Source organism: Bradyrhizobium embrapense (genome assembly GCF_001189235.2).
In the GTDB taxonomy this organism is placed as follows: domain Bacteria; phylum Pseudomonadota; class Alphaproteobacteria; order Rhizobiales; family Xanthobacteraceae; genus Bradyrhizobium; species Bradyrhizobium embrapense.
This window is the reverse complement of record NZ_LFIP02000005.1, coordinates 113,418-133,398: the sequence shown is the minus strand read 5'-3', so window position 1 is coordinate 133,398 and position 19,981 is coordinate 113,418. Positions and strand designations below refer to the sequence as shown.

At 64.7% G+C, this 19,981-nt stretch carries 19 protein-coding genes; 14 read left to right on the top strand and 5 right to left on the bottom strand.

Annotated elements, in window-relative coordinates:
- The first annotated feature begins 140 nt into the window (after window positions 1-140).
- From AKN83_RS23300 to AKN83_RS23285, 4 genes are read left to right on the top strand one after another with little or no spacing between them, the layout of a single operon-like run.
- Window positions 141-638, top strand: coding sequence for a phage tail protein (locus AKN83_RS23300; protein ID WP_050401839.1), 498 nt, complete (start codon window positions 141-143; stop codon window positions 636-638).
- 12 nt (window positions 639-650) lie between these two features.
- Entirely contained in the window at window positions 651-1,154 is a 504-nt protein-coding gene (locus tag AKN83_RS23295; protein ID WP_050401838.1) for a phage tail protein, read from the top strand.
- A gap of 9 nt (window positions 1,155-1,163) precedes the next feature.
- Window positions 1,164-1,691: a phage tail protein gene (locus tag AKN83_RS23290; protein WP_050401837.1), complete on the top strand. Its 528-nt coding sequence runs from the start codon at window positions 1,164-1,166 to the stop codon at window positions 1,689-1,691.
- Window positions 1,692-1,710: 19 nt separating this feature from the next.
- The gene (locus AKN83_RS23285; RefSeq protein WP_347336836.1) at window positions 1,711-2,259 is read left to right on the top strand and encodes a GNAT family N-acetyltransferase; all 549 of its coding nucleotides are present in this window, start codon (window positions 1,711-1,713) and stop codon (window positions 2,257-2,259) included.
- On the opposite strand, the gene AKN83_RS23280 is transcribed toward AKN83_RS23285, so the two are convergent.
- Window positions 2,241-2,543 (bottom strand): DUF6916 family protein, encoded by a 303-nt coding sequence (locus AKN83_RS23280; RefSeq protein WP_244522060.1) that lies wholly within the window; start codon window positions 2,541-2,543, stop codon window positions 2,241-2,243. The two genes, AKN83_RS23285 and AKN83_RS23280, sit on opposite strands and share 19 nt — an antisense overlap.
- Before the next feature lie 353 nt (window positions 2,544-2,896).
- On the opposite strand from AKN83_RS23280, the gene AKN83_RS23275 reads away from it, so the two are divergent.
- From AKN83_RS23275 to AKN83_RS23235, 9 genes are all read left to right on the top strand, one after another.
- Entirely contained in the window at window positions 2,897-4,051 is a 1,155-nt protein-coding gene (locus tag AKN83_RS23275) for an iron-containing alcohol dehydrogenase (protein ID WP_050401834.1), read from the top strand.
- A gap of 29 nt (window positions 4,052-4,080) precedes the next feature.
- Window positions 4,081-5,631 carry an AMP-binding protein gene (locus tag AKN83_RS23270; RefSeq protein ID WP_050401833.1) on the top strand — a complete coding sequence of 517 codons (1,551 nt, stop codon included), beginning with the start codon at window positions 4,081-4,083 and terminating at the stop codon, window positions 5,629-5,631.
- 121 nt (window positions 5,632-5,752) lie between these two features.
- A complete protein-coding gene (locus AKN83_RS23265) occupies window positions 5,753-6,451 on the top strand; it encodes a DUF2270 domain-containing protein (RefSeq protein WP_430641571.1) in 699 nt (232 codons plus the stop codon).
- A gap of 80 nt (window positions 6,452-6,531) precedes the next feature.
- On the top strand, window positions 6,532-7,419 hold the full coding sequence (locus AKN83_RS23260; protein WP_050401831.1) for a TauD/TfdA dioxygenase family protein: 888 nt from the start codon (window positions 6,532-6,534) through the stop codon (window positions 7,417-7,419).
- A 350-nt stretch (window positions 7,420-7,769) separates the two neighbouring features.
- Complete coding sequence (locus AKN83_RS23255) at window positions 7,770-9,365, top strand: ABC transporter substrate-binding protein (RefSeq protein WP_050401830.1); 1,596 nt, start codon at window positions 7,770-7,772, stop codon at window positions 9,363-9,365.
- Between the two features lie 35 nt (window positions 9,366-9,400).
- Entirely contained in the window at window positions 9,401-10,348 is a 948-nt protein-coding gene (locus tag AKN83_RS23250) for an ABC transporter permease (RefSeq protein ID WP_050401829.1), read from the top strand.
- Between the two features lie 61 nt (window positions 10,349-10,409).
- Window positions 10,410-11,303 carry an ABC transporter permease gene (locus AKN83_RS23245; RefSeq protein ID WP_050401828.1) on the top strand — a complete coding sequence of 298 codons (894 nt, stop codon included), beginning with the start codon at window positions 10,410-10,412 and terminating at the stop codon, window positions 11,301-11,303.
- Window positions 11,303-12,316 (top strand): ABC transporter ATP-binding protein, encoded by a 1,014-nt coding sequence (locus AKN83_RS23240; protein ID WP_050401827.1) that lies wholly within the window; start codon window positions 11,303-11,305, stop codon window positions 12,314-12,316. Before AKN83_RS23245 ends, AKN83_RS23240 begins: the two co-directional genes overlap by 1 nt.
- Window positions 12,313-13,329 (top strand): ABC transporter ATP-binding protein, encoded by a 1,017-nt coding sequence (locus AKN83_RS23235; RefSeq protein ID WP_050401826.1) that lies wholly within the window; start codon window positions 12,313-12,315, stop codon window positions 13,327-13,329. The genes AKN83_RS23240 and AKN83_RS23235 overlap by 4 nt, the downstream gene beginning before the upstream one ends.
- Window positions 13,330-13,361: 32 nt before the next feature.
- On the opposite strand, the gene AKN83_RS23230 is transcribed toward AKN83_RS23235, so the two are convergent.
- The 3 genes from AKN83_RS23230 to AKN83_RS23220 all read right to left on the bottom strand — a co-directional run bounded on the left by AKN83_RS23230 (window position 13,362) and on the right by AKN83_RS23220 (window position 17,965).
- Window positions 13,362-15,341 (bottom strand): acetyl/propionyl/methylcrotonyl-CoA carboxylase subunit alpha, encoded by a 1,980-nt coding sequence (locus AKN83_RS23230; RefSeq protein ID WP_050401825.1) that lies wholly within the window; start codon window positions 15,339-15,341, stop codon window positions 13,362-13,364.
- Window positions 15,338-16,966 (bottom strand): acyl-CoA carboxylase subunit beta, encoded by a 1,629-nt coding sequence (locus AKN83_RS23225; RefSeq protein ID WP_050401824.1) that lies wholly within the window; start codon window positions 16,964-16,966, stop codon window positions 15,338-15,340. The genes AKN83_RS23230 and AKN83_RS23225 overlap by 4 nt, the downstream gene beginning before the upstream one ends.
- Window positions 16,967-17,098: 132 nt before the next feature.
- Window positions 17,099-17,965, bottom strand: a complete 867-nt coding sequence (locus AKN83_RS23220; protein ID WP_050401823.1) for a beta-keto acid cleavage family enzyme — start codon at window positions 17,963-17,965, stop codon at window positions 17,099-17,101.
- Window positions 17,966-18,187: 222 nt separating this feature from the next.
- On the opposite strand from AKN83_RS23220, the gene AKN83_RS23215 reads away from it, so the two are divergent.
- Window positions 18,188-19,132, top strand: coding sequence for a hypothetical protein (locus tag AKN83_RS23215; protein WP_157113520.1), 945 nt, complete (start codon window positions 18,188-18,190; stop codon window positions 19,130-19,132).
- A 13-nt stretch (window positions 19,133-19,145) separates the two neighbouring features.
- Here AKN83_RS23215 and AKN83_RS23210 read toward each other — a convergent pair whose 3' ends face one another.
- Window positions 19,146-19,976, bottom strand: coding sequence for a helix-turn-helix domain-containing protein (locus AKN83_RS23210; protein WP_050401821.1), 831 nt, complete (start codon window positions 19,974-19,976; stop codon window positions 19,146-19,148).
- Window positions 19,977-19,981: the final 5 nt, after the last annotated feature.

The window sequence follows — 19,981 nt, the reverse complement described above, 5'->3', positions numbered from 1 at the left end:
AAATCACAAAACTCGGACAATCGTTTAGGTTGCACTTGGCGCAAAACACACTATCGTGCACGCGTTGTCGCGCGACCGCATTTGCCTTGCATTTTCGGTAATTGAGTCACTGACGAGACGGATCGTCTGACGGAGGATCGATGTCCCTACCGTTTCTCTCTGAAATCAGGATGATGTCGTTCAACTTTGCGCCGAAAGGCTGGGCCTTTTGCAATGGCCAGTTGCTGCCGATCAATCAGAACCAGGCGCTGTACTCGTTGCTCGGCACGACCTATGGCGGCAATGGCCAGACGAATTTCGCGCTGCCCAACCTGCAGGGCAAAGTGCCGCTGCATGCGGGGTCGGGATTCACGATCGGGCAGACCGGCGGTGAAACGTCTCACACGCTATCGATCGCCGAGATGCCCCAGCATCCGCACACGTTTCAGGGCACAACCAACGGCGCCGACAACGCAGCGGTCACCAACAATCTGATGGCGACGTCGGCCAATCTCTACACCGCTGCCGCCAATCTGACGACGCTGGACCCGAGCACCGTCGGCAATGCCGGTGGCTCGCAACCCCACGAGAACATGCAGCCCTATCTCACGCTGAACTTCTGCATCGCATTGCAGGGCATCTTCCCCTCCCGGACCTAAAGGACGCGCGCCATGGGCCAGCCTTACGTCGGCGAGATTCGCATGTTCGGCGGCAATTTTGCGCCGGCCGGCTGGATGCTCTGCCAGGGACAGCTCCTGCCGATCGACCAGTACGCCGCCTTGTACAATCTGATCGGGACCACCTATGGCGGTGACGGCCAGCAGACATTCGCGCTGCCGAACCTGCAGGGGCGCCTACCGTTGCACCAGGGCAGCGGCTTCACCCTCGGGCAGAGCGGTGGCTCCGAACAGGTGACGCTGACCACCCAGCAACTGCCCATCCACAATCACCCGATGGCGGCATCCCTGAACAACGCGACCGGCAACACGGTGACGGGCAATGTCGTGGGCGCGGTGGGAGCGACCCAGATTTACCGCGAGGTCGCGGCCGCTTCGCCGATGGCGAGCCAGGCGTGCTCGTTCGTCGGCGGCAGCCAGCCGCACGACAACATGCAACCCTACCTCTGCTACAACTTCATCATTTCACTGTTCGGCGTTTACCCGAGCCCGAACTAGGACGGGACCATGTCTGATCAATTCCTGGCCGAGATCCGCATTTTTCCGTTCGACTTCGCGCCGTTGGGATGGGCCATCTGCAACGGGCAACTCATGCCGATCTCGCAGAACACCGCACTTTTCTCCCTGCTCGGTACCTACTATGGCGGCGACGGCAGGAGTACCTTTGCGTTGCCCAACCTGCAAGGCAGCGTGCCGATGCAGCAGGGGCAGAGCTCCTCCGGCACCTTCTACGACATCGGACAGTCCGCCGGCACGACGACCGTGACCCTGCTGCAAAGCCAGATGCCCCAGCACAATCACGGAGTCTTAGGCAATATCAATCAGTCTCAGCTTGCCACCCCCGGTCCGACACGATCCCTTGCACGTGCAAACCCGGGACAGGCCTACACAGCGACGCTGACCAACATTTCGCCGTTCTCAACGACAAGTTCTATTCTGCCGAACGGCGGCAACCAGCCCCACAACAACCTGATGCCCTATCTCACGTTGAATTTCTGCATCGCGTTGCAGGGCATTTTCCCGCCGCGTGGCTGAACCCGTCATGGCGGATGGCTTGAGTACCGGTCCGGTTGCAGCGGCGTTCGGATGGACGCGCGCCGCGGATGCCGGCCTGACTTTTCGTCGTATCGCCGATGCGGACTTGCCGTTCCTGGCGCGCCTCTATGCTTCAACCCGCACCGGGGAACTGGCGGTGGCACCGTGGAGCATGGAGCAGAAGGCCGCTTTTCTCGCCATGCAATTCCACGCGCAGCATGCGCATTACCAGCAACACTATCCGACCGCAGACTGGCTGGTGATGATGCGTGGTGGAGAGGATATCGGCCGCCTCTATCTCGACCGCTGGCCGAGCGAGCATTGCGTCATCGACATCGCCTTCCTGCCGGAACATCGCGGATCCGGTCTCGGCGGCGCGCTGATGCGCGACCTGCTCGATGAAGCCGACCGCGCCGGCAAGGCCATGACAATCCATGTCGAGAAGTTCAATCCGGCGATGCGGCTCTACCGCCGGCTCGGATTCGTCACCGAGGAAGACAAGGGCGTCTACGATCTGATGCGCTGGCAGGCGACGGGTACTTCTGGCCCTCAGGTAAAGATCGCCTGATAGCCGTTACCGTCGCCGAGCGGACCGATCGGCACCAGGAAAATCTCGATCACGCCCAGCGCCGGATGCCGCACCGGATAGATCGCCTGCGGCAGCCAGGCTCCCTTCGGCGTCGTGAACAGCAGCGAGAACGCACCGCCCGGCCGGCCGCTGTTGCCCACGGGCTCGATCTTGGCGAGCTGCAGCGCCAAAGCGTTTTCCGCCGTCTGCATCTCGAACTCTGCGCCCTGATGCGGCGTGAAGTCGTCAATATGGAGCTTCGCCAGATCGACGGTGGATGTCATGCGCACGTCCCTGTTGCCTTTGAGGTGTAACACACGCCGCGATGTTACCGTCAAGATTTCTGCCGGCCATTCGACTTCGACCTCGAGCTTTCGCTGGGCGCTTCGCTTCCAGGGGGAGGCAAGTAAACGCAAGACTCGGACGCAGCGCGCCACGAGGATGTGGATACTTGATCCACAAGCGACGCAACATACTCCATGTCGTCCCGGCGAAGGCCAGGACGCCGGACGACGGCGATGAATGCGGAGCCTGCGACCGTGCAACCCAGACCCCTGATGACGTCCCCGATTTCCTCCGCTAACCTCCCTGCAAAGGGCCGCCGGCAAGGCGGACGATTTTGAGGGAGGAGACGCGCGTGCATCGAGGCCGTGTCGTATTCGGCGCCATGGAGGAGGTCGTGTTCGGGCGGCCCGCCCGTGAGGCCGTCGTCGAGCAACTGGACCGGCTTGGCGCCCAGCGCGCCTTCCTGATGGTGTCGGGAACGCTGAATCGCGAAACCGACGAGATAGAAAAGATCCGCCAGGCGCTCGGTGCCCGCTGTGTCGGTACCTTCGACCAGATGCCGGCGCACACGCCGCGCGCCGCGGTCATCGCGGCGGCGCAACAGGCGCGTGACGCGAAGGCCGATCTGATCGTCACGATCGGCGGCGGCTCGATCACCGACGGCGCCAAGGCGGTGCAGCTTTGCCTCGCCAACAATGTCACGACGTCCGACGGCATCGACACGATTCGCACCCGCGGCGGCGTCTCGCCCGAGATGACCCCTCCCACCGTGCGCCAGATCAGCGTGCCGACCACGATCGCCGGCGGCGAGTTCTCCTCGATCGCAGGCGTCACCAACGAGGCCAAGCGGCAGAAGGAGATGCTGCGCCATCCCCTGGTGATGCCGCGCGCCACCATCCTCGATCCTGATATCTCGGTGCACACGCCGGACTGGCTGTTCCTGTCGACCGGCATCCGCGCGGTCGATCATTGCGTCGAGGGCATCTGCTCGCGCGAGGCGCATCCCTACGGCGATGCGCAGGCGCTGAAGGGGCTTCAGATGCTGGCGGCCGGCCTGCCGCGGGTGAAGGCCGATCCGAAGGACATTTCCGCGCGGATGGATTGCCAGATCGGCACCTGGCTCTCGACCGGCCCGCTCGCCTCCGGCGTGCCGATGGGCGCGAGCCATGGCATCGGCTACGTGCTCGGCGCCGAGTTCGACGTGCCGCACGGCTACACCTCATGCGTGATGCTGCCGGCCGTGATGCGCTGGAACAAGCGCGACAATGCCGAGCGGCAGGCGCTGGTCGCGGCCGCGATGGGCCATCCGGGCGAGGACGCCGGCGACGTGCTCGACCGCTTCATCCGCAACCTCGGCATGCCGCGCAGCCTGCAGGAGGTCCACGTCGGCCCTGAGCATTTCGACCGCATTGCGGCGGGTGCGATGCGCACGCCCTGGGTGCCGCGTAATCCGCGCAAGATCGACGGTCCGTCCCAGGTTCGCGAGATTCTGGTGATGGCGACCTAAGGCAAGAATGAGGGGAGATCGGAGCTTCGATGTACACCGGCAAGCATGCTTACCTGCGCCCGCTGCAACCTGCCTTTATCATGGCCGGGACCGGCGAGATCGTCACCTATCGCGAGCTCGAGGCGCGCAACAACCGTCTCGCGCATCTGTTCCGCAACCGCGGCATGAAGCGGCTCGACCACTATTCGATCTTCATGGAGAACAACAACCGCTACCTCGAGGCGTGCGGCGCCGGTGAGCGCTCCGGCCTCTACTTCACCTGCGTCAATTCCTATCTCACGCCCAGTGAGCTCGCCTACATCCTGACCAACAGCCAGTCGCGGATCCTGATCACGTCGAAGCTGAAGCTCGACGTCGCGCGCGAAGCGCTGAAGGAATGCCCGCAGGTCGAGCTCTGCATCGTGGTCGACGGCGACAGTGAAAGCGATCGCATCGTCGGGCTGCGGGAAGCCACCGCAGGCCTGCCGGCGACGCCGATCGCGGACGAATATGCGGGCACCGCGATGCTCTATTCGTCCGGCACGACCGGCCGGCCCAAAGGCATCGTGCGGCCGCTGCCCGAGCAGCCACCGTCGCAAAACCTGCCGCTGTTCGATTTCCTGACCAATCTCTGGCACTACCGCGAGGGCATGGTCTATCTGTCGCCGGCGCCGCTCTATCATTCGGCGCCGCAGGCTGCGGTCAATCTCACCATCCGGATGGGCGGCACCGTCGTCATCATGGAGAGCTTCGATCCCGAGCGCTATCTCCAGCTGGTCGAGAGATGGGGCATCACCCACAGCCAGCTGGTGCCGACGATGTTCTCGCGCCTGCTGAAGCTGCCCGACGAGGTTCGCAGCCGCTACGACCTGTCGACGCTCGAGATCGCGATCCATGCCGCGGCACCCTGCCCGGCTCTGGTCAAGGACGACATGATCAAATGGTGGGGCCCGATCATCCACGAATATTACGGCGCGACCGAAGGCCTCGGCTTCACCGCCTGCAACAGCGAGGAATGGCTCGCGCACCGCGGCACCGTCGGCAAGGTGCTGCTCGGCGACCTGCATATCCTCGACGAGAACATGCAGCCGTGCCCGAAGGGCACGCCGGGCACCGTGTGGTTCAAGACCGCGACGCCGTTCGAGTATTTCAACGATCCGGCCAAGACCAGCGAGGCCCGCTCGGCGGACGGCAGCATGAGCACGGTCGGCGACGTCGGCTATGTCGACGACGACAACTTCCTCTATCTGACCGACCGCGCCACCTTCATGATCATCTCCGGCGGCGTGAACATCTACCCGCAGGAATGCGAGAACCTTCTGATCACCCATCCCAAGGTTGCCGACGCCGCGGTGTTCGGCGTGCCCAATGCCGATCTCGGCGAAGAGGTGAAGGCGGTGGTGCAGCCGGTCGACGGCATCGCGCCGGGGCCGGAGCTCGCCGAGGAGCTGATCGCCTTCTGCGCAAGCTCGCTGTCGCGCCAGAAGGTGCCGCGCTCGGTGGATTTCGAGGCCGAGCTGCCGCGGCTGCCGACCGGAAAACTCTACAAGCGTCTGCTGCGCGATCGCTATTGGGGCAACAAGACCTCGCGCATCGTCTGAACAAGCGATGCAGTGGGCGAGGCCGTTGCAGCGGGGAGGCCCGCCGGCGCAACAAATTCGCCCGTCGCGCGGATTCCGCGCTATGCTCCGGGATCGCAAGCCAGCTTCGCCGGAGGCCGCCATGCCGTCGCCCCAGCCGCGCGAGCCGGAGCCGGTACCGGCCGGAAGGCTCGAATTCACTGCCGCCGAGATCGGGGCGCTCGCCCATCTCTATCGCGGCGAGGTCTACCGCAGCACGGTCTGGCGCACCCGCCTCGACAGCTCCACCAACTGGGCGGTGGTCACGACCGGCATCGCGCTGTCGGCGACCTACAGCAACGCCGAGGCCTCACCCTTGCCGATGGTGCTGGTCGGGCTGCTGGTCACGGTGTTCCTGTTGTTCGAGGCGCGACGCTATCGCTACTTCAACGTCTGGCGCGCCCGCGCGCGGCTGCTCGAAACCGATTTCTACGCGCCGATGATCCGCGGCGAAGGTCCCACCCCGAACGCAGCCTGGACCGAGCTGCTCGCTAACGACTACCGCCGCCCGCGCTATCACATCAGCCTTGCCCGCGCGATCGGCCGGCGGCTGCGTCGGACCTATGGCTGGATCTTCTCGATCCAGGCCATCGCCTACTACGGCAAGCTGGCGATTCATCCCCTGCCGCTGACCACCCTGAGCGAGATCTGGGACCGCGCCGCGATCGGCCCGATTCCCGGCGCCATCGTGGTTCTGGCCGGCGTCGCGTTCCATTCCAGCTGGGCGCTGTTCGCCTCTATCACGCATCGCATGGAGGTCGCAGATCGGCGTACGCGGCACAATCTGGTCGCGATGGGGTGAGAAGGCGCGCGCCGCGTTGCCGCTGGCCGGCTTTTCCCCTAACCTCACCCCAACAAGAAAAAGACAGGGAGGATTTGCCGATGGAAGTGATCCCACTGCGCCCCGGATTCGGAGCCGAACTGCGCGGCGTCACGCTTTCGGATGTTGCCGCCAGCGATGCCGCTTATGCTGCGGTGCGCGCGGCGTTCGAGGAACACTCGGTGCTGGTGTTCCGCAATCAGGAGGTCAGCGACGACATCCAGCTCGCCTTCTCGCGCCGCTTCGGTCCGCCCGAGACGACCAAGGTCGGCTCGATGGGCACCGGCTCGCATTTCGTGATCCTCTCGACCTTCGGGCCAGACGGCAAGGTGGTTCCGTCGGACCATCGGCAGCAGCTGCGCGCCAAGGCCAATCAGCTCTGGCACACCGACTCCTCCTTCAAGCGCGTGCCGGCGCTGACCTCGATCCTGTCCGCGCGCATCATCCCCGAACATGGCGGCGAGACCGAGTTCGTCTCGATGCGGCTGGCCTTCGAGCGGCTCCACAAGGATGTGGCGAAGCGATTGGAGGACTCGTTCGCCTGGCATTCCTACGCGCATTCGCGCAGCAAGGTGGCAGCCGGGCTCGCGACAACGGAAGAAGTCGACGCGTTGCCGCCGGTGTGTTGGCGCATGGTCTGGCGCAATCCCGTCAACGGCCGCGGCGCGCTGTATCTCGCTTCCCACGCCTATGGCGTCGAAGGCATGGACACGGAGGCCGGCAAGGCGCTGATCGAGCAATTGACGGAAGCTGCGACCGCACCCGGCGTCAGCTATCTGCATCAATGGAAGCAGGGCGACGTCGTGATGTGGGACAACCGCGCCACCATGCATCGCGGCCGCCCCTGGCCGGCGCATGAAGGCCGGCTGATGATCCGCACCACAATCTCGGCGACCGAGGCCGACGGTGTCGCGAACATGCACCCGCCCTCAACGCAAGCGGCGGAGTGACCGTGAATGCGAATATTTCCCCGTCATCCCGCGGAGCCGAAGCGCTCCTCAGGATGACGAGACCAGATAACGTGCGAGATGTCGGCGACATAGTGTCGCTGATTGCGGACCGCTTCACATCGCAGGCAAAAGGGTTATCAATCGAATTTGGACGGAGAGTCCTCATTGCATAGCGAGACAGACTGAGTTCCCTATAATCACAGCCATTATTCGCGGCAGGTGGAAATTTTAATGTGCCGGCGTCATCCGAATTGCCAATCCCCGCACGACCGTCGCCGGTTGCCCGATAGCCTCACCGTGGTATCGTCAATGCCAATCGGCCATTGAGACCGAAATTTGTGGAGGGGACCATGCGGAGCGTGCAAGCGCTGGCCGTCGCGGTATTGGCTGTGCTGACCATCAGCGACGTTTCACGCGCAGCCGAGCCGAAATCCGGCGGCATCTTCAGAATCTATCACCGCGACAGCCCCGGCAGCGCCTCGATCCACGAGGGCGCGACCTATTCGCTGAACGTGCCGTTCATGCCGATCTTCAGCAATCTCGTCATCTTCGATCAGCACATCGCGCAAAACAGCGCCAGCACGATCCGGCCCGAGCTTGCGGAAAGCTGGGCCTGGAGCGGCGACAACAGGACGCTGACCTTCAAGCTGCGCAAGGACGTGAAGTGGCACGACGGCAAGCCATTCACCGCAGCCGACGTCAAATGCACCTTCGACATGCTGATGGGCAAGTCGCAGCAGAAGTTCCGCCAGAACCCGCGCAAGTCCTGGTACGACCAGGTCGACGAGGTTACGACGAACGGCGATTATGAAGCATCGTTCAAGCTGAAGCGGCCGCAGCCGGCGCTGTTGTCGCTGCTCGCCTCGGGCTATTCGCCGGTCTATCCCTGCCACGTGTCGCCGGCGGAGATGCGCACCAAGCCCATCGGCACCGGCCCGTTCAAGTTCGTCGAGTTCAAGGCCAACGAGTCGATCAAGCTCACCAAGAACCCCGACTACTTCAAGAAGGGCCTGCCCTATCTCGACGGCATCGAGTTCACCATCATCCCGAACCGCTCGACCGCGATCCTCGGTTTCGTATCGGGCAAGTTCGACATGACGTTCCCGACCGAGGTCTCGATCCCGCTGCTCAAGGACGTCAAGTCGCAGGACCCCAAGGCGGTCTGCGTGGTGGAACCGAACAACGTCTCTACCAACATCATCATCAATTCTAGCGCACCGCCGTTCGACAATCTCGACATCCGCCGCGCGCTGGCGCTGGCGCTCGACCGCAAGGCGTTCATCCAGATCATGTTCGAGGGCCAGGGCGACATCGGCGGCACCATGGAGCCGGCACCGGACGGCCTGTGGGCGATGCCCAAGGATATGTTGGAGCAGATTCCCGGTTACGGTCCCGACATCGAGAAGAACCGCGAGGAAGCCCGCAAGCTGATGCAGAAGGCGGGATATGGCCCGGACAAGCACCTGCAGATCAAGGTGTCGACCCGCAACATCGCCGTGTACCGCGACCCCGCGATCATCCTGATCGACCAGATCAAGAGCATCTATATCGACGCCGAGCTCGACGTCGTCGACACCGCGCAATGGTTCCCGAAGATCGCACGCAAGGACTATTCGCTCGGCCTCAACCTCACCGGCAACGCCGTCGACGAACCCGACCAGTCGTTCTACGAGAACTATGCCTGCGGCTCCGAGCGCAACTACACCAACTATTGCAACAAGGACATCGAGAAGCTGTTCGACCAGCAGTCCGAGGAGACCGACCTCGACAAGCGCAAGAAGCTGGTCTGGGAGATCGACAAGAAGCTCCAGGAAGACGTCGCGCGGCCGATCATCTTCCACGCCCGGACCGGCACATGCTGGAAACCTTACGTGAAGAATGTCACGGTCATGTCCAACAGCTCCTATAACGGCTATCGTTACGAGGACGTCTGGCTGGACAAGTAGTCCAAGATACGGACGAGATAGGGAGAAGCGCGAGGGTGTTTGCCTATATCGTCCGGCGGCTGTTTCTGATGCTCGTGACCCTGTTCGGGATCTCGGTCATCATCTTCGTGCTGCTGCGGGTCGTTCCCGGCAACATCGTCGACATCCTGTTCGACGCCGCAGGCTTCGTCGATCCCGCCGACAAGGCCAATCTCGAGCGCGAACTCGGCCTCAGCCAGCCGATCGTGGTCCAGTATCTGCACTGGATCGGCGGGCTGCTGCGCGGCGACCTCGGCTATTCCTATGTCTCGGAGAAGCCGGCGCTGGAGGAGATCCTGCCGCGGATTCCGATCACCGCGCGCCTGGCAGGGCTGGCGCTATTGTTCTCCGCCTCGATCGGCATTCCGCTCGGCGTGATCAGTGCGGTGCATCAGGGCTCGAAGCTCGACTATGCGCTGCGCGTCGTCAGCCTCAGCGGCCTGTCGCTGCCGTCATTCTGGCTCGGCCTGTTGATCCTGATGGCCTCGGTCTCGCTATTCGGCACCATGCCGATCTTCAATCCGAATCCGAAGACCTGGCTCGAGGCGCTGACGATCTATGCGGTGCCGGCGATGGCGGTCGGCTTCCGCAGCGCGGCGCTGACCATGCGCATCACCCGTTCTTCGATGCTCGAGATCCTGCGCCAGGACTACATCCGCACCGCGCGTGCCAAGGGCGCCTCCGAGGCCTCGGTGAACTATCACCACGCGCTGAAGAACGCCGTATTGCCGGTCATCACCGTGATCGGCATCGAGGCCGCATTTCTGATTGGCGGGCTGATCGTCACCGAGACGGTGTTCAACATCCCCGGCATCGCCCGCTTCCTGGTCGAGGCGCTGCGCTGGCGCGATTACCCGATCGTGCAGAACCTCGTGATGTTCATCGCGGTCGTGGTCGTGGTCGTCAATTTCGTCGTCGACATGCTCTATGCGGCGATCGATCCGCGTATCCGGTTCGGAGACTAGCATGATCCGGAAAAGTGGGAGCCGGTTTTCCGATAAGATCATGCTCAACTAAAGAGGCCGCGTGGCAACGATCAACTTCGACAGCGAACTGCGACGCGCCGGGGCTAACGCCACCGGCGGCTGGGGACGTCTGGCCTTCCTGGCGCAGCGCCATGTGCTCGGCACGATCGGCCTCATCATCATGCTGCTGTTCGTGCTGACCGCGATCTTTGCCGATCTGATCAGCCGGTACGATCCGCTCACCGTCGATTCCGCACACCGGCTGGCCGCGCCCTCCACGCTGCACTGGTTCGGCACGGATTCCTTCGGCCGCGACGTCTGGAGCCGCATCGTCCATGGCGCGCGGATCTCGCTTGCGGTCGGCATCGGCTCCACGACCTTGGGGGCCACGCTCGGCGTCATCGTGGGTCTCACCTCCGGCTATCTCTCCGGCTGGGTCGACCTCGTATTCCAGCGGGTGACCGACATCCTGCAATCGCTGCCGCTGCTGGTACTTGCACTGGTGATGACCGCGGCGCTCGGCCCGTCGCTGCCGAACGTGATCCTCGCGATCGCCATTCCCTTGATCCCGACGGTCGCCCGCGTGATCCGCGCCAACACGCTGGCGCTGCGCGAGCAGCCGTTCGTGGAAGCCGCCAAATCGATCGGCATGAGCGAGATGCGGATCGCGCTGCGCCACGTGCTGCCTAACACCATCGCGCCATTGATCGTTCTGGCCACTGCGCAGCTCGGCTCGACCATCCTGACCGAGGCGTCGCTGTCGTTCCTTGGCCTCGGCATCCCCGAGCCTTATCCGTCCTGGGGCCGCATGCTGTCGGAATCCGCTGCGGAATATGTCCGCACCGCGCCGTGGCTGGTGATCTTCCCCGGCATTGCGATCAGCCTTGCGGTGTTCGGCACCAATCTGTTCGGCGATGCGCTACGGGACATCCTTGATCCGAGGCAGCGCGGCTGATGAGCGAGGCCAAGACGGCAGAGACGGTTCTCGACGTGAGGAACCTGCAGACGGTGTTCTTCACCAATTCCGGACTGTTCCGTGCGGTCGACGACGTCTCGTTCTCGGTCCGCCGCGGCGAGACGCTGGCGATCGTCGGCGAATCCGGCTGCGGCAAGAGCGTCAGCGCACTCTCGATCGTGCGCCTGGTGCCCGATCCGCCCGGCCGCATCGTCGGCGGCTCGGTGACGCTCGAGGGCACCGATTTGCTGAAGCTCGACGATGCCGCGATGCGCGCCGTCAGGGGCAACCGGATCTCGATGATCTTCCAGGAGCCGATGACCTCGCTCAATCCGGTGATGCGGATCGGCGACCAGATCGTCGAGGCGGTGCGGCTGCATCAGAAAGTGAGCAGCAAGGAAGCCTGGAAGCAGGCCGTCGACATGCTGCGGCTGGTGCGGATACCGGAGCCCGAGCGCCGCGCGCAGGAATATCCGCATCAGCTCTCCGGCGGCATGCGCCAGCGCGCGATGATCGCGATGGCGCTGGCGTGCCGGCCGGCGCTGTTGATCGCGGACGAGCCGACCACCGCGCTCGACGTCACCATCCAGGCACAGATCCTCGCATTGATCGTCGATCTGCAGCAGCGGCTCGGCACCGGGCTGATCCTGATCACCCATGACCTCGGCGTCGTCGCCCAAACCGCGCAGCGCGTGATCGTGATGTATGCCGGCAAGAAGGTCGAGGAGGCGACCGTCGAGTCCCTGTTCGAGACGCCGCTGCATCCTTATACGCGCGGGCTGATGGCCTCGATGCCGGCGGTGATCGCGCTCGGCGCGAAGAGCGATGCTCGGTTGGCTGAGATTCCCGGCATGGTGCCGTCGCTGACCAATCTGCCGCCCGGCTGTGCTTTCGCACCGCGCTGCAAGCTCGCGGTCGACCGCTGTCGTCAGGAATATCCGCCGCTTGACGAGGTCAAACCCAATCACTGGGCGGCCTGCTGGCGCGCCGGCGAGATGGCGGAGGCGTCATGACCGAGCACCGCCCGCTCCTCGAGGTCACCGATCTCGTCAAGCATTACGCGGTGCGCGGCGGCGTTCTGCGCCGGCAGGTCGGCACCGTGCATGCAGTCGACGGCGTCAGTTTTTCGCTCGGCGCCGGCGAGACGCTCGGGCTGGTCGGCGAATCCGGCTGCGGCAAGTCGACGGTGGCGCGTACCGTGTTGCGGCTGGTCGAGCCGACCAGCGGCGCCATCAAGCTCGACGGCGAGGATATCGCGCCGCTCAGCAAGACGGCGCTGCGGCCGTATCGCCGCTCGATGCAGATCGTGTTCCAGGACCCGTTCGCTTCGCTCAATCCGCGCATGACGGCCGGCGATATCGTCGGCGAACCGCTGAGCGTGCACGGCATCGCGACCGGCGCAAAGAAGCAGGAGCGCGTCGCGGAGCTGTTCCAGCAGGTCGGCCTCCGGCCCGACCAAATGAAGAACTTCCCGCATCAATTTTCCGGCGGGCAGCGCCAGCGCATCTGCATTGCCCGCGCGCTGTCGCTCGGGCCGCGGCTGATCGTCTGCGACGAACCGGTCTCCGCGCTCGACGTCTCGATCCAGGCGCAGGTGATCAACCTGTTGATCGACCTGCAGCGCAAGCAGAACTTCTCCTATTTGTTCATTGCGCACGATCTCGCGGTCGTCGCCCATATCAGCCACCGCGTCGCCGTGATGTATCTCGGCCGCATTGTCGAGATCGCCGACAAGCACGAATTGTTCGCCAATCCGCGCCATCCCTATACGCAGGCGCTGCTCGCATCCGTGCCGATCGCCGACCCTAAGGCCAGGCGGATCGCGCCGCTGATCGACGGCGATGTGCCGAGCCCGATCAACCCGCCGCCTGGCTGCGCCTTCCACACCCGCTGCCGCTACGCGATGGATCGCTGCAAGACCGAACGCCCCGCGCTGCAGGCGGCCGGCACCGCGCATCAGGTGGCGTGCTGGCTGAACGACGGGACGGGGCAAGCCGCCTCATACTCCACTTTCGTCCCGGCCTAGCGCAATTGCGCACTGGGCCGGAACGACACTACTTATGCGGCGGCCTCGATTTCCACCACGATCTTCCCTGTCGTCACCTGCTCGCCTTCGGCAACATCGATGGCCGACACCGTGCCCGCGACACCCGCGGTATGTACGTGCTCCATCTTCATCGCCTCCAGCGTCATCACCGGCTGGCCGGCCGCGACCTTGTCGCCGGCCTTCACCAGCACTGCGACGACCCGGCCGTTCAGGGCGGCGCGGACCTTGCCGTCGCCGCCGACGGCCGCCGCGCCCTCCGGCGGCGCGAGCGTGAGATCGTGCGCCGACAGCGTGACGCCGCGATGCAGGATGTGCAGCCGATTATCATCGCGCAGGAACCTGGCCTGCTCCATCAGGCCATCATGATGGAAGCGGATGCTGTCCTGACCGAGCTCATCGATTGCGAAGCTGAAGCGATCGCCGTTGCGGGTCGCGACGTAGCTGCCGTCGCGCTCGCGGACAATCTCGATCTCCTGCACGCCGTGGCCGAGATCGATCCGCAAGCCGAGCGGCAACGTCGCCGATAGCGAGCGGCCGCGCTGCCATGGCGGCGCGTGCGGATTGGTGACGTAGAGCAGCAGCGCCGCAAGCGCGAGGTCGCTGCCGCGATCGGGCTGGGGCGTCAAAAGCACGTCGCAGTTGTTGCCGATGAAGGCCGTGGTCGCCTCGCCCTTGGCAAAGACCGGATGACGCAGGCAGTCGATCAGGAATCCCTGATTGGTCGTAACGCCGAAAGCTGTGACCTGCTCCAGCGCGCAGATCAGTCTGCCGCGCGCCTCGTCGCGGGTCGCGCCATGGCTGATGACCTTGGCGATCATCGAATCGTAGAACGGCGGAATTTCCGAGCCGGACTGCAACGCGTGCTCGACACGGATGCCAACCGGCATCTGCCAGCGCGCCATCGTGCCGGATTGCGGCATGAAATCATGCCCGGCATCCTCCGAGCAGAGCCGTACCTCGATGGCGTGGCCGGAGAAGGTGACGTCCTCCTGCCTCAGGCCGAGCGGCTCGCCCCGGGCGACACGCAACTGCAATTCGACCAGATCGAGCCCGGTGATCGCCTCGGTGACGGGATGCTCGACCTGCAGCCGCGTGTTCATCTCCATGAAGTAGAAATTGCCGGCGCGATCGAGCAGGAACTCCAGCGTGCCGGCGCCCTCATAGCCGATCGCCTTGACCGCCTGCACGGCGACTGCCCCCATCCGCGCGCGCAGCTCCGGCGTCACCGCGGGCGACGGCGCTTCCTCGATCAGCTTCTGATGCCGCCGCTGCACCGAGCAATCGCGCTCGCCGAGATGGATGGCGTTGCCATGGCGGTCGCCGAACACCTGGATCTCGATGTGGCGGGGATCGACAATCGCGCGCTCGAGGATGACGGTGGGATCGCCGAACGCGCCTTGCGCCTCCGAGCGCGCACTGCGCAGCGCGTCCGGAAATGCCGCAGCATCCGCAACCAACCGCATGCCGCGGCCGCCGCCGCCGGCGACCGCCTTGATCATGACGGGGAAGCCGATCTTCTTCGCCTCGGCCAGCATAACGGTATCGCTCTGGTCGGCGCCCTGATAGCCGGGCACGCAGGGCACGCCGGCCTTCTGCATGATCTCCTTGGCGCCGGCCTTGTTGCCCATCGCACGGATCGCCTCCGGCGACGGGCCGATGAACACCAGCCCCGCATCGCGGCAGGCCTGGGCAAAGTCCTCGTTCTCGGCGAGGAAGCCATAGCCGGGATGCACGGCCCCGGCGCCGCTCGCCTTGGCGGCTGCGATGATCGCGTCGATCTTCAGATAGGATTGCGCCGGCAGCGCCTCGCCGATCCGCACCGCCTGATCGGCTTCGCGCACATGCAATGCGTCGCGGTCGGCATCGGAGTAGACCGCGACCACGCCATAGCCGAGCCGCCGCGCCGAGCGCATGATGCGCAGCGCGATCTCGCCCCGGTTGGCGATCAGGATCTTGAAGAACGGCGTTCGCTTCACGATGGCTCCGCTCATGGCCGCGCCACCGAGAACTGCATGCGCTGCGGGCTTCGCGCTTCGGCCTCGCGGCAGATCGCCAGCACCTCTGACAGCACCGTCCGCGTGTCGCGCGGATCGATCACGCCGTCGTCGAGCACGCGGGCGCTGGTCGAGAACACGTCCATCTGGCTGTCGAACACGCCGGATATCTGCGCCTTCATCGCCTCCAGCTTCTCCTTCTCAATCGGCTTGCCGCGCCGCGCGGCTGCCGCCTCGGTTACGATCGCCATGGTCTCGGCGGCCTGCTCGCCGCCCATCACCGCGGTCTTGGCATTGGGCCATGAGAAGCAGAACCGGGGATGGAAGCCGCGGCCGCACATGCCGTAATTGCCGGCGCCGAACGAGGCGCCGCAGTACAGCGTGATCTGCGGCACCGTCGCCGAGGTCACCGCCTGGATCATCTTGGAGCCGTGCTTGATCATGCCGGCCTCTTCATAGGCCTTGCCCACCATGTAGCCGGTGGTGTTGTTCATATAGAGGATCGGGGTGCGCGACTGGCAGCAGGACTGGATGAAATGCGTCGCCTTGTTGGCGCCGGGCACGTCGAGCGGGCCGTTGTTGGTGATGATGCCGATCGCCTGGCCTTCGATGCGGGCGTGGCCGCAGACCGTCGCCGGGCCGTAATTGGCGCCGAACTCGGTGAAATCGGAATCGTCGATGAAGCGCGCGATCGCCTGGCGCATGTCGACGGGCCGCTTGTGATCCATCGGCATGATGCCGAGCAGCTCCTCCGCATCGTAGCGCGGCGGCTTGAACGCCGCGGGTTCGGGTGCCGGCCGATCCCGAGGACGGTCCCACGGCAACTTGCCCATGATCTCGCGCGCAATGCGGAGCGCGTCGCGGTCGTCCTCGGCGAGATAATCGCCGAGCCCGGAGATCTGCGTGTGCATCTCGGCGCCGCCGAGCTCTTCCTCGGTCGCGATCTCGCCGGTGGCGGCCTTGAGCAGCGGCGGCCCGGCAAGGAACGCGCGGGTGCGGCCGCGTACCATCACGATGTAATCCGAAAGGCCGGTCTGGTAGGCGCCGCCCGCGGTCGAGGAGCCGTGGGTCACGGTCACGACCGGCAGCCCGGCCGCCGACAGCCGCGCCAGATTGCGAAAGATATTGCCGCCGCGGACAAAATCCTCGACGCGGTAGCGCAGCAGATTGGCGCCGGCGCTCTCGACCAGTTGTACGTAAGGCAGCTTGTTCTCCAGCGCGAGCTCCTGCACCCGCAGCGTCTTGTCGAGGCCGTAAGGTTGCAGCGCGCCGGCGTCGATGCCGGCATCGTTGGCGCTGACCATGCAGCGGATGCCGGAGACGAAGCCGATGCCGGCAACCAGTCCGCCGCCGGGCACGCTCTTGTCCGCATCCGGCACATCGAACATGTAGCCGGCGAGGGTCGAGAGTTCGAGGAACGGCGAGCCGGGATCCAGCACCAGCGCGACGCGCTCGCGCGGCAACAGCTGGCCGCGTTTATGGAAGCGGTCCTTGGCCGCAGCGGATGCGGCGCGCGCGCGCTCCTCGAGGGCGCGCATCCGGGCGATCAGCGCCAGCATGCCGTCGCGATTGCCCTGGAACGCGGCGCTGCCGAGGGCGATGGTGTTTTCGATGATGGCCATGGCTAACCTTCTTCGTCATTCCGGGGCAGCCCGAAGAGCTGGGCTACGATGTGCAGTTGCACGTCAGAGAATCCATACTCCGATCGCGGTTATGGATTCCGGGCTCGCGCTGCGCGCGCCCCGGAATGACGATCAGTGCCTGACACCAAAGATCTGCCGCGCTTCCGCAGGGCTCGCGATCTCGCGGCCGGCCCGGCGCGCACATGCCGCGAGGCCTTCGACGAGCTGCCCGTTCGACGTCACCTTGGTGCCGTCGCCGAGATAGAATGTATCTTCCAGGCCGCTACGCAGATGGCCGCCGAGGTCGGCGGCGCGCTGGTGCAGCGGCCAGATCTCGGCGCGACCGATCGCGGTGACCTGCCAATGCGCTTCCGGCGCCTTCAGCTTGAGCAGGATCGGCAGCAGTTCCGGATCGGCCGGCATGCCCGAGGCGACACCCATGACGAAATTGTATTCGAGCGGGCCGGAGTACATGCCGGTCTGCCGGTACATCCCGACGCAGCGCACGATGCCGACATCGAAGCACTCGAATTCGGGAATGGTGCCGGCGACCTTCATCACGTCGAGATAATCCTGCACTTTCTCGACGGCGTTATCGAACATCATCGGCGGCCAGGCCCAGGTGTTGTCGGCCTTGACCTTCAGATAATTCAGCGAGCCGGCATTGCAGGCCGCGATCTCGGGTTTTGTCTCGCGGACGCAGTCGAGCGCGCCCTGGTAGTTCGGGCCCGAGGTGCCGGTGGTGTGATTGATGATCACGCCGGGACAGGCCTCGCGGATCGCCTGCTGGATCTCCTTGCTGACGCCGACGTCCCATGACGGCAGATGGCCTTTGTTCGGCTCCTGCTGGCGCAGGTGGATGTGCATGATGCTGGCGCCGGCGTTGAACGCGGCCCTGGCCTCGCGCGCCATCTGTTCCGGCGTCACCGGGACGTTGTGCTGTTTCGGGTCGGTAAGCACGCCGTTCAGCGCGCAGGTGATGACGGCCTTGTCGCTCATGGGTCTGTTGTCCGCTTTGCAGCGCACCTGCGCTGCTGATTTTCCCATGATGAGAACTTTGCCTTCGCGCCATCTTGCGTTGACTGGCTAACGCTCGCGCGCTCAGCCAACGATCGATTTGATCGTCATCCGGGCCGACCACGCCCGACCGGTATGGACTCGTCACGGCCGGTGTGGTCGAAACATCCTCCACATCATCTGGCGCAGGCAAGCGATGCAATGATGAAGCTCAAATCCCTGTCTGCCATCATCCTTGGCGCCGTCATGTTCTCGACATCGGCTGCAGCGGCAGGGCAAATCTGGCTCTCAGGCGTCGACCCAGTTGTCCAGGCCGATCGCGGCGAGCGAGTGGCGAGCGACTTCATGACGTTATTTTCCCCAAACGCGGATTGGCACCGCGCGGCTGCGGCGATCCAGGTCTTCAAGCTCTCCACCCAGTTCCTGCACCGATCGAGCGATGCGGACCTCGCCGCCGTGATCCGCGACCTTCGCCGCCGCCACATCGCACTCGCCATGGAGGCCGAGATTCTGGTCGCCACGACCCGCTGCGGAAACGGCGTTCCCGGCTATACCACCGCAGCCGTCATCAAGAAGGCTGCGGACCGCGTCGCGGCGCAAGGCGGCGAGATCGCCTATGTGGCGTTCGATGAGCCGATGACCTGGGGGCATTTCGCGCACAGCGGTTGCCAATACAAGACCGAGGACCTGGTCGATAACATCGCGCCGAACATCCGGACTCTGAAAGCGGCGTTCCCGCACGTCCAATTCGGCGACATCAAGCCCGTAACGGATCAGACGCCGGGACGTTTCGATGAAATTCTGAGATTTGCCAAGCTGTTCAAGGCGAAGACTGGCGAGCCCTTGACCTTTCTGCAGGCCGACTTGATCTGGCAAAGCAACTGGCGGCCACAGCTCATGGTCTGGAAGACACGGCTGCACGCGGCAGGCCTCAGCTATGGTGTCGTGATCGACGGCGATCCGGCCGACCGCAACGACCTGGCGTGGACGAGCCATGCTGTTCAACGATACCGTGAGCTGGTCGCCGATCCCGCGATTTCGCCGGACGCCTTCATCATCCAGAGCTGGCAGCCTCGACCGACCCATATGCTGCCGGATGGCAATCGGGACACCTTGACCTCAGTGATCGTCCAGGCGGTGGCGCACTGACGCTCGCTTCCTGCTACGTCACCGCCCTCTCACTCGCCGACTGTCCGGTGCGATAGATCGCAAGATCCCGCGAGCCGGAGAAGATCGCGCGCGGCTTCAGGCCGTAGAAGCGGCGGATCGAGTGGCTGAAATGGGTCGAGTCGGGATAGCCGATATCCTGCGCGAGATGCGCGAGGTTGATGTCCTGGTTGGCGAAGTGCAGCAGATGCCGCGCGCGCTTCCAGGCGCGGAAGGAGCGGAACGAGATTCCGGTCTCCTCCTTGAACAGATGCAGGAAGCGCGAGGGCGACAGCCCGGCCTCGGCGGCGCAGCCTGCCGCGGTCACCGGTTCGCCGGAGAATTCCCCGATGCGGCCGATCGCGCGAACGACGCGCGGATCGAGCACGCGCTGGGGCAGCGCGTCGCCGAAGCACATGGTGTCGAACTCGGCATTGGCGATCGCGTCGCGATGCTGCATCTCGGCAAGCGTCCCATAGGCGTTGCGAATCCGGCTCGCGAACAGATGAGAATCGGGCCCTTGCAGGCGGCGGGCGACGGCTTCGAGCGTGCCGTCGGGCACGCTTTCCGGCTCGATCGCAACGCAGATCGCGGATCGATATTCGCTGGTGATGGTGTGGCGCAGGTTCGGCATCGTCACGGCTAGCTCGCCATGCGACTCGCGGCCTTCGCTGGTCGACAGATGCAGGCCGTCGCGGATCGCGACATAGACGTGGAATGCGCCGGGACAGCGCTCGCGCGGGCGGCCGAGCAGCCCGGCATAGAAAACCCGTTCCGGCGTGATCAGCATCCGGTGGCCGGATGGCTGACCGGAGTTCTGGCACTTCGCGTCCACGATCGCGTCCATGGCGG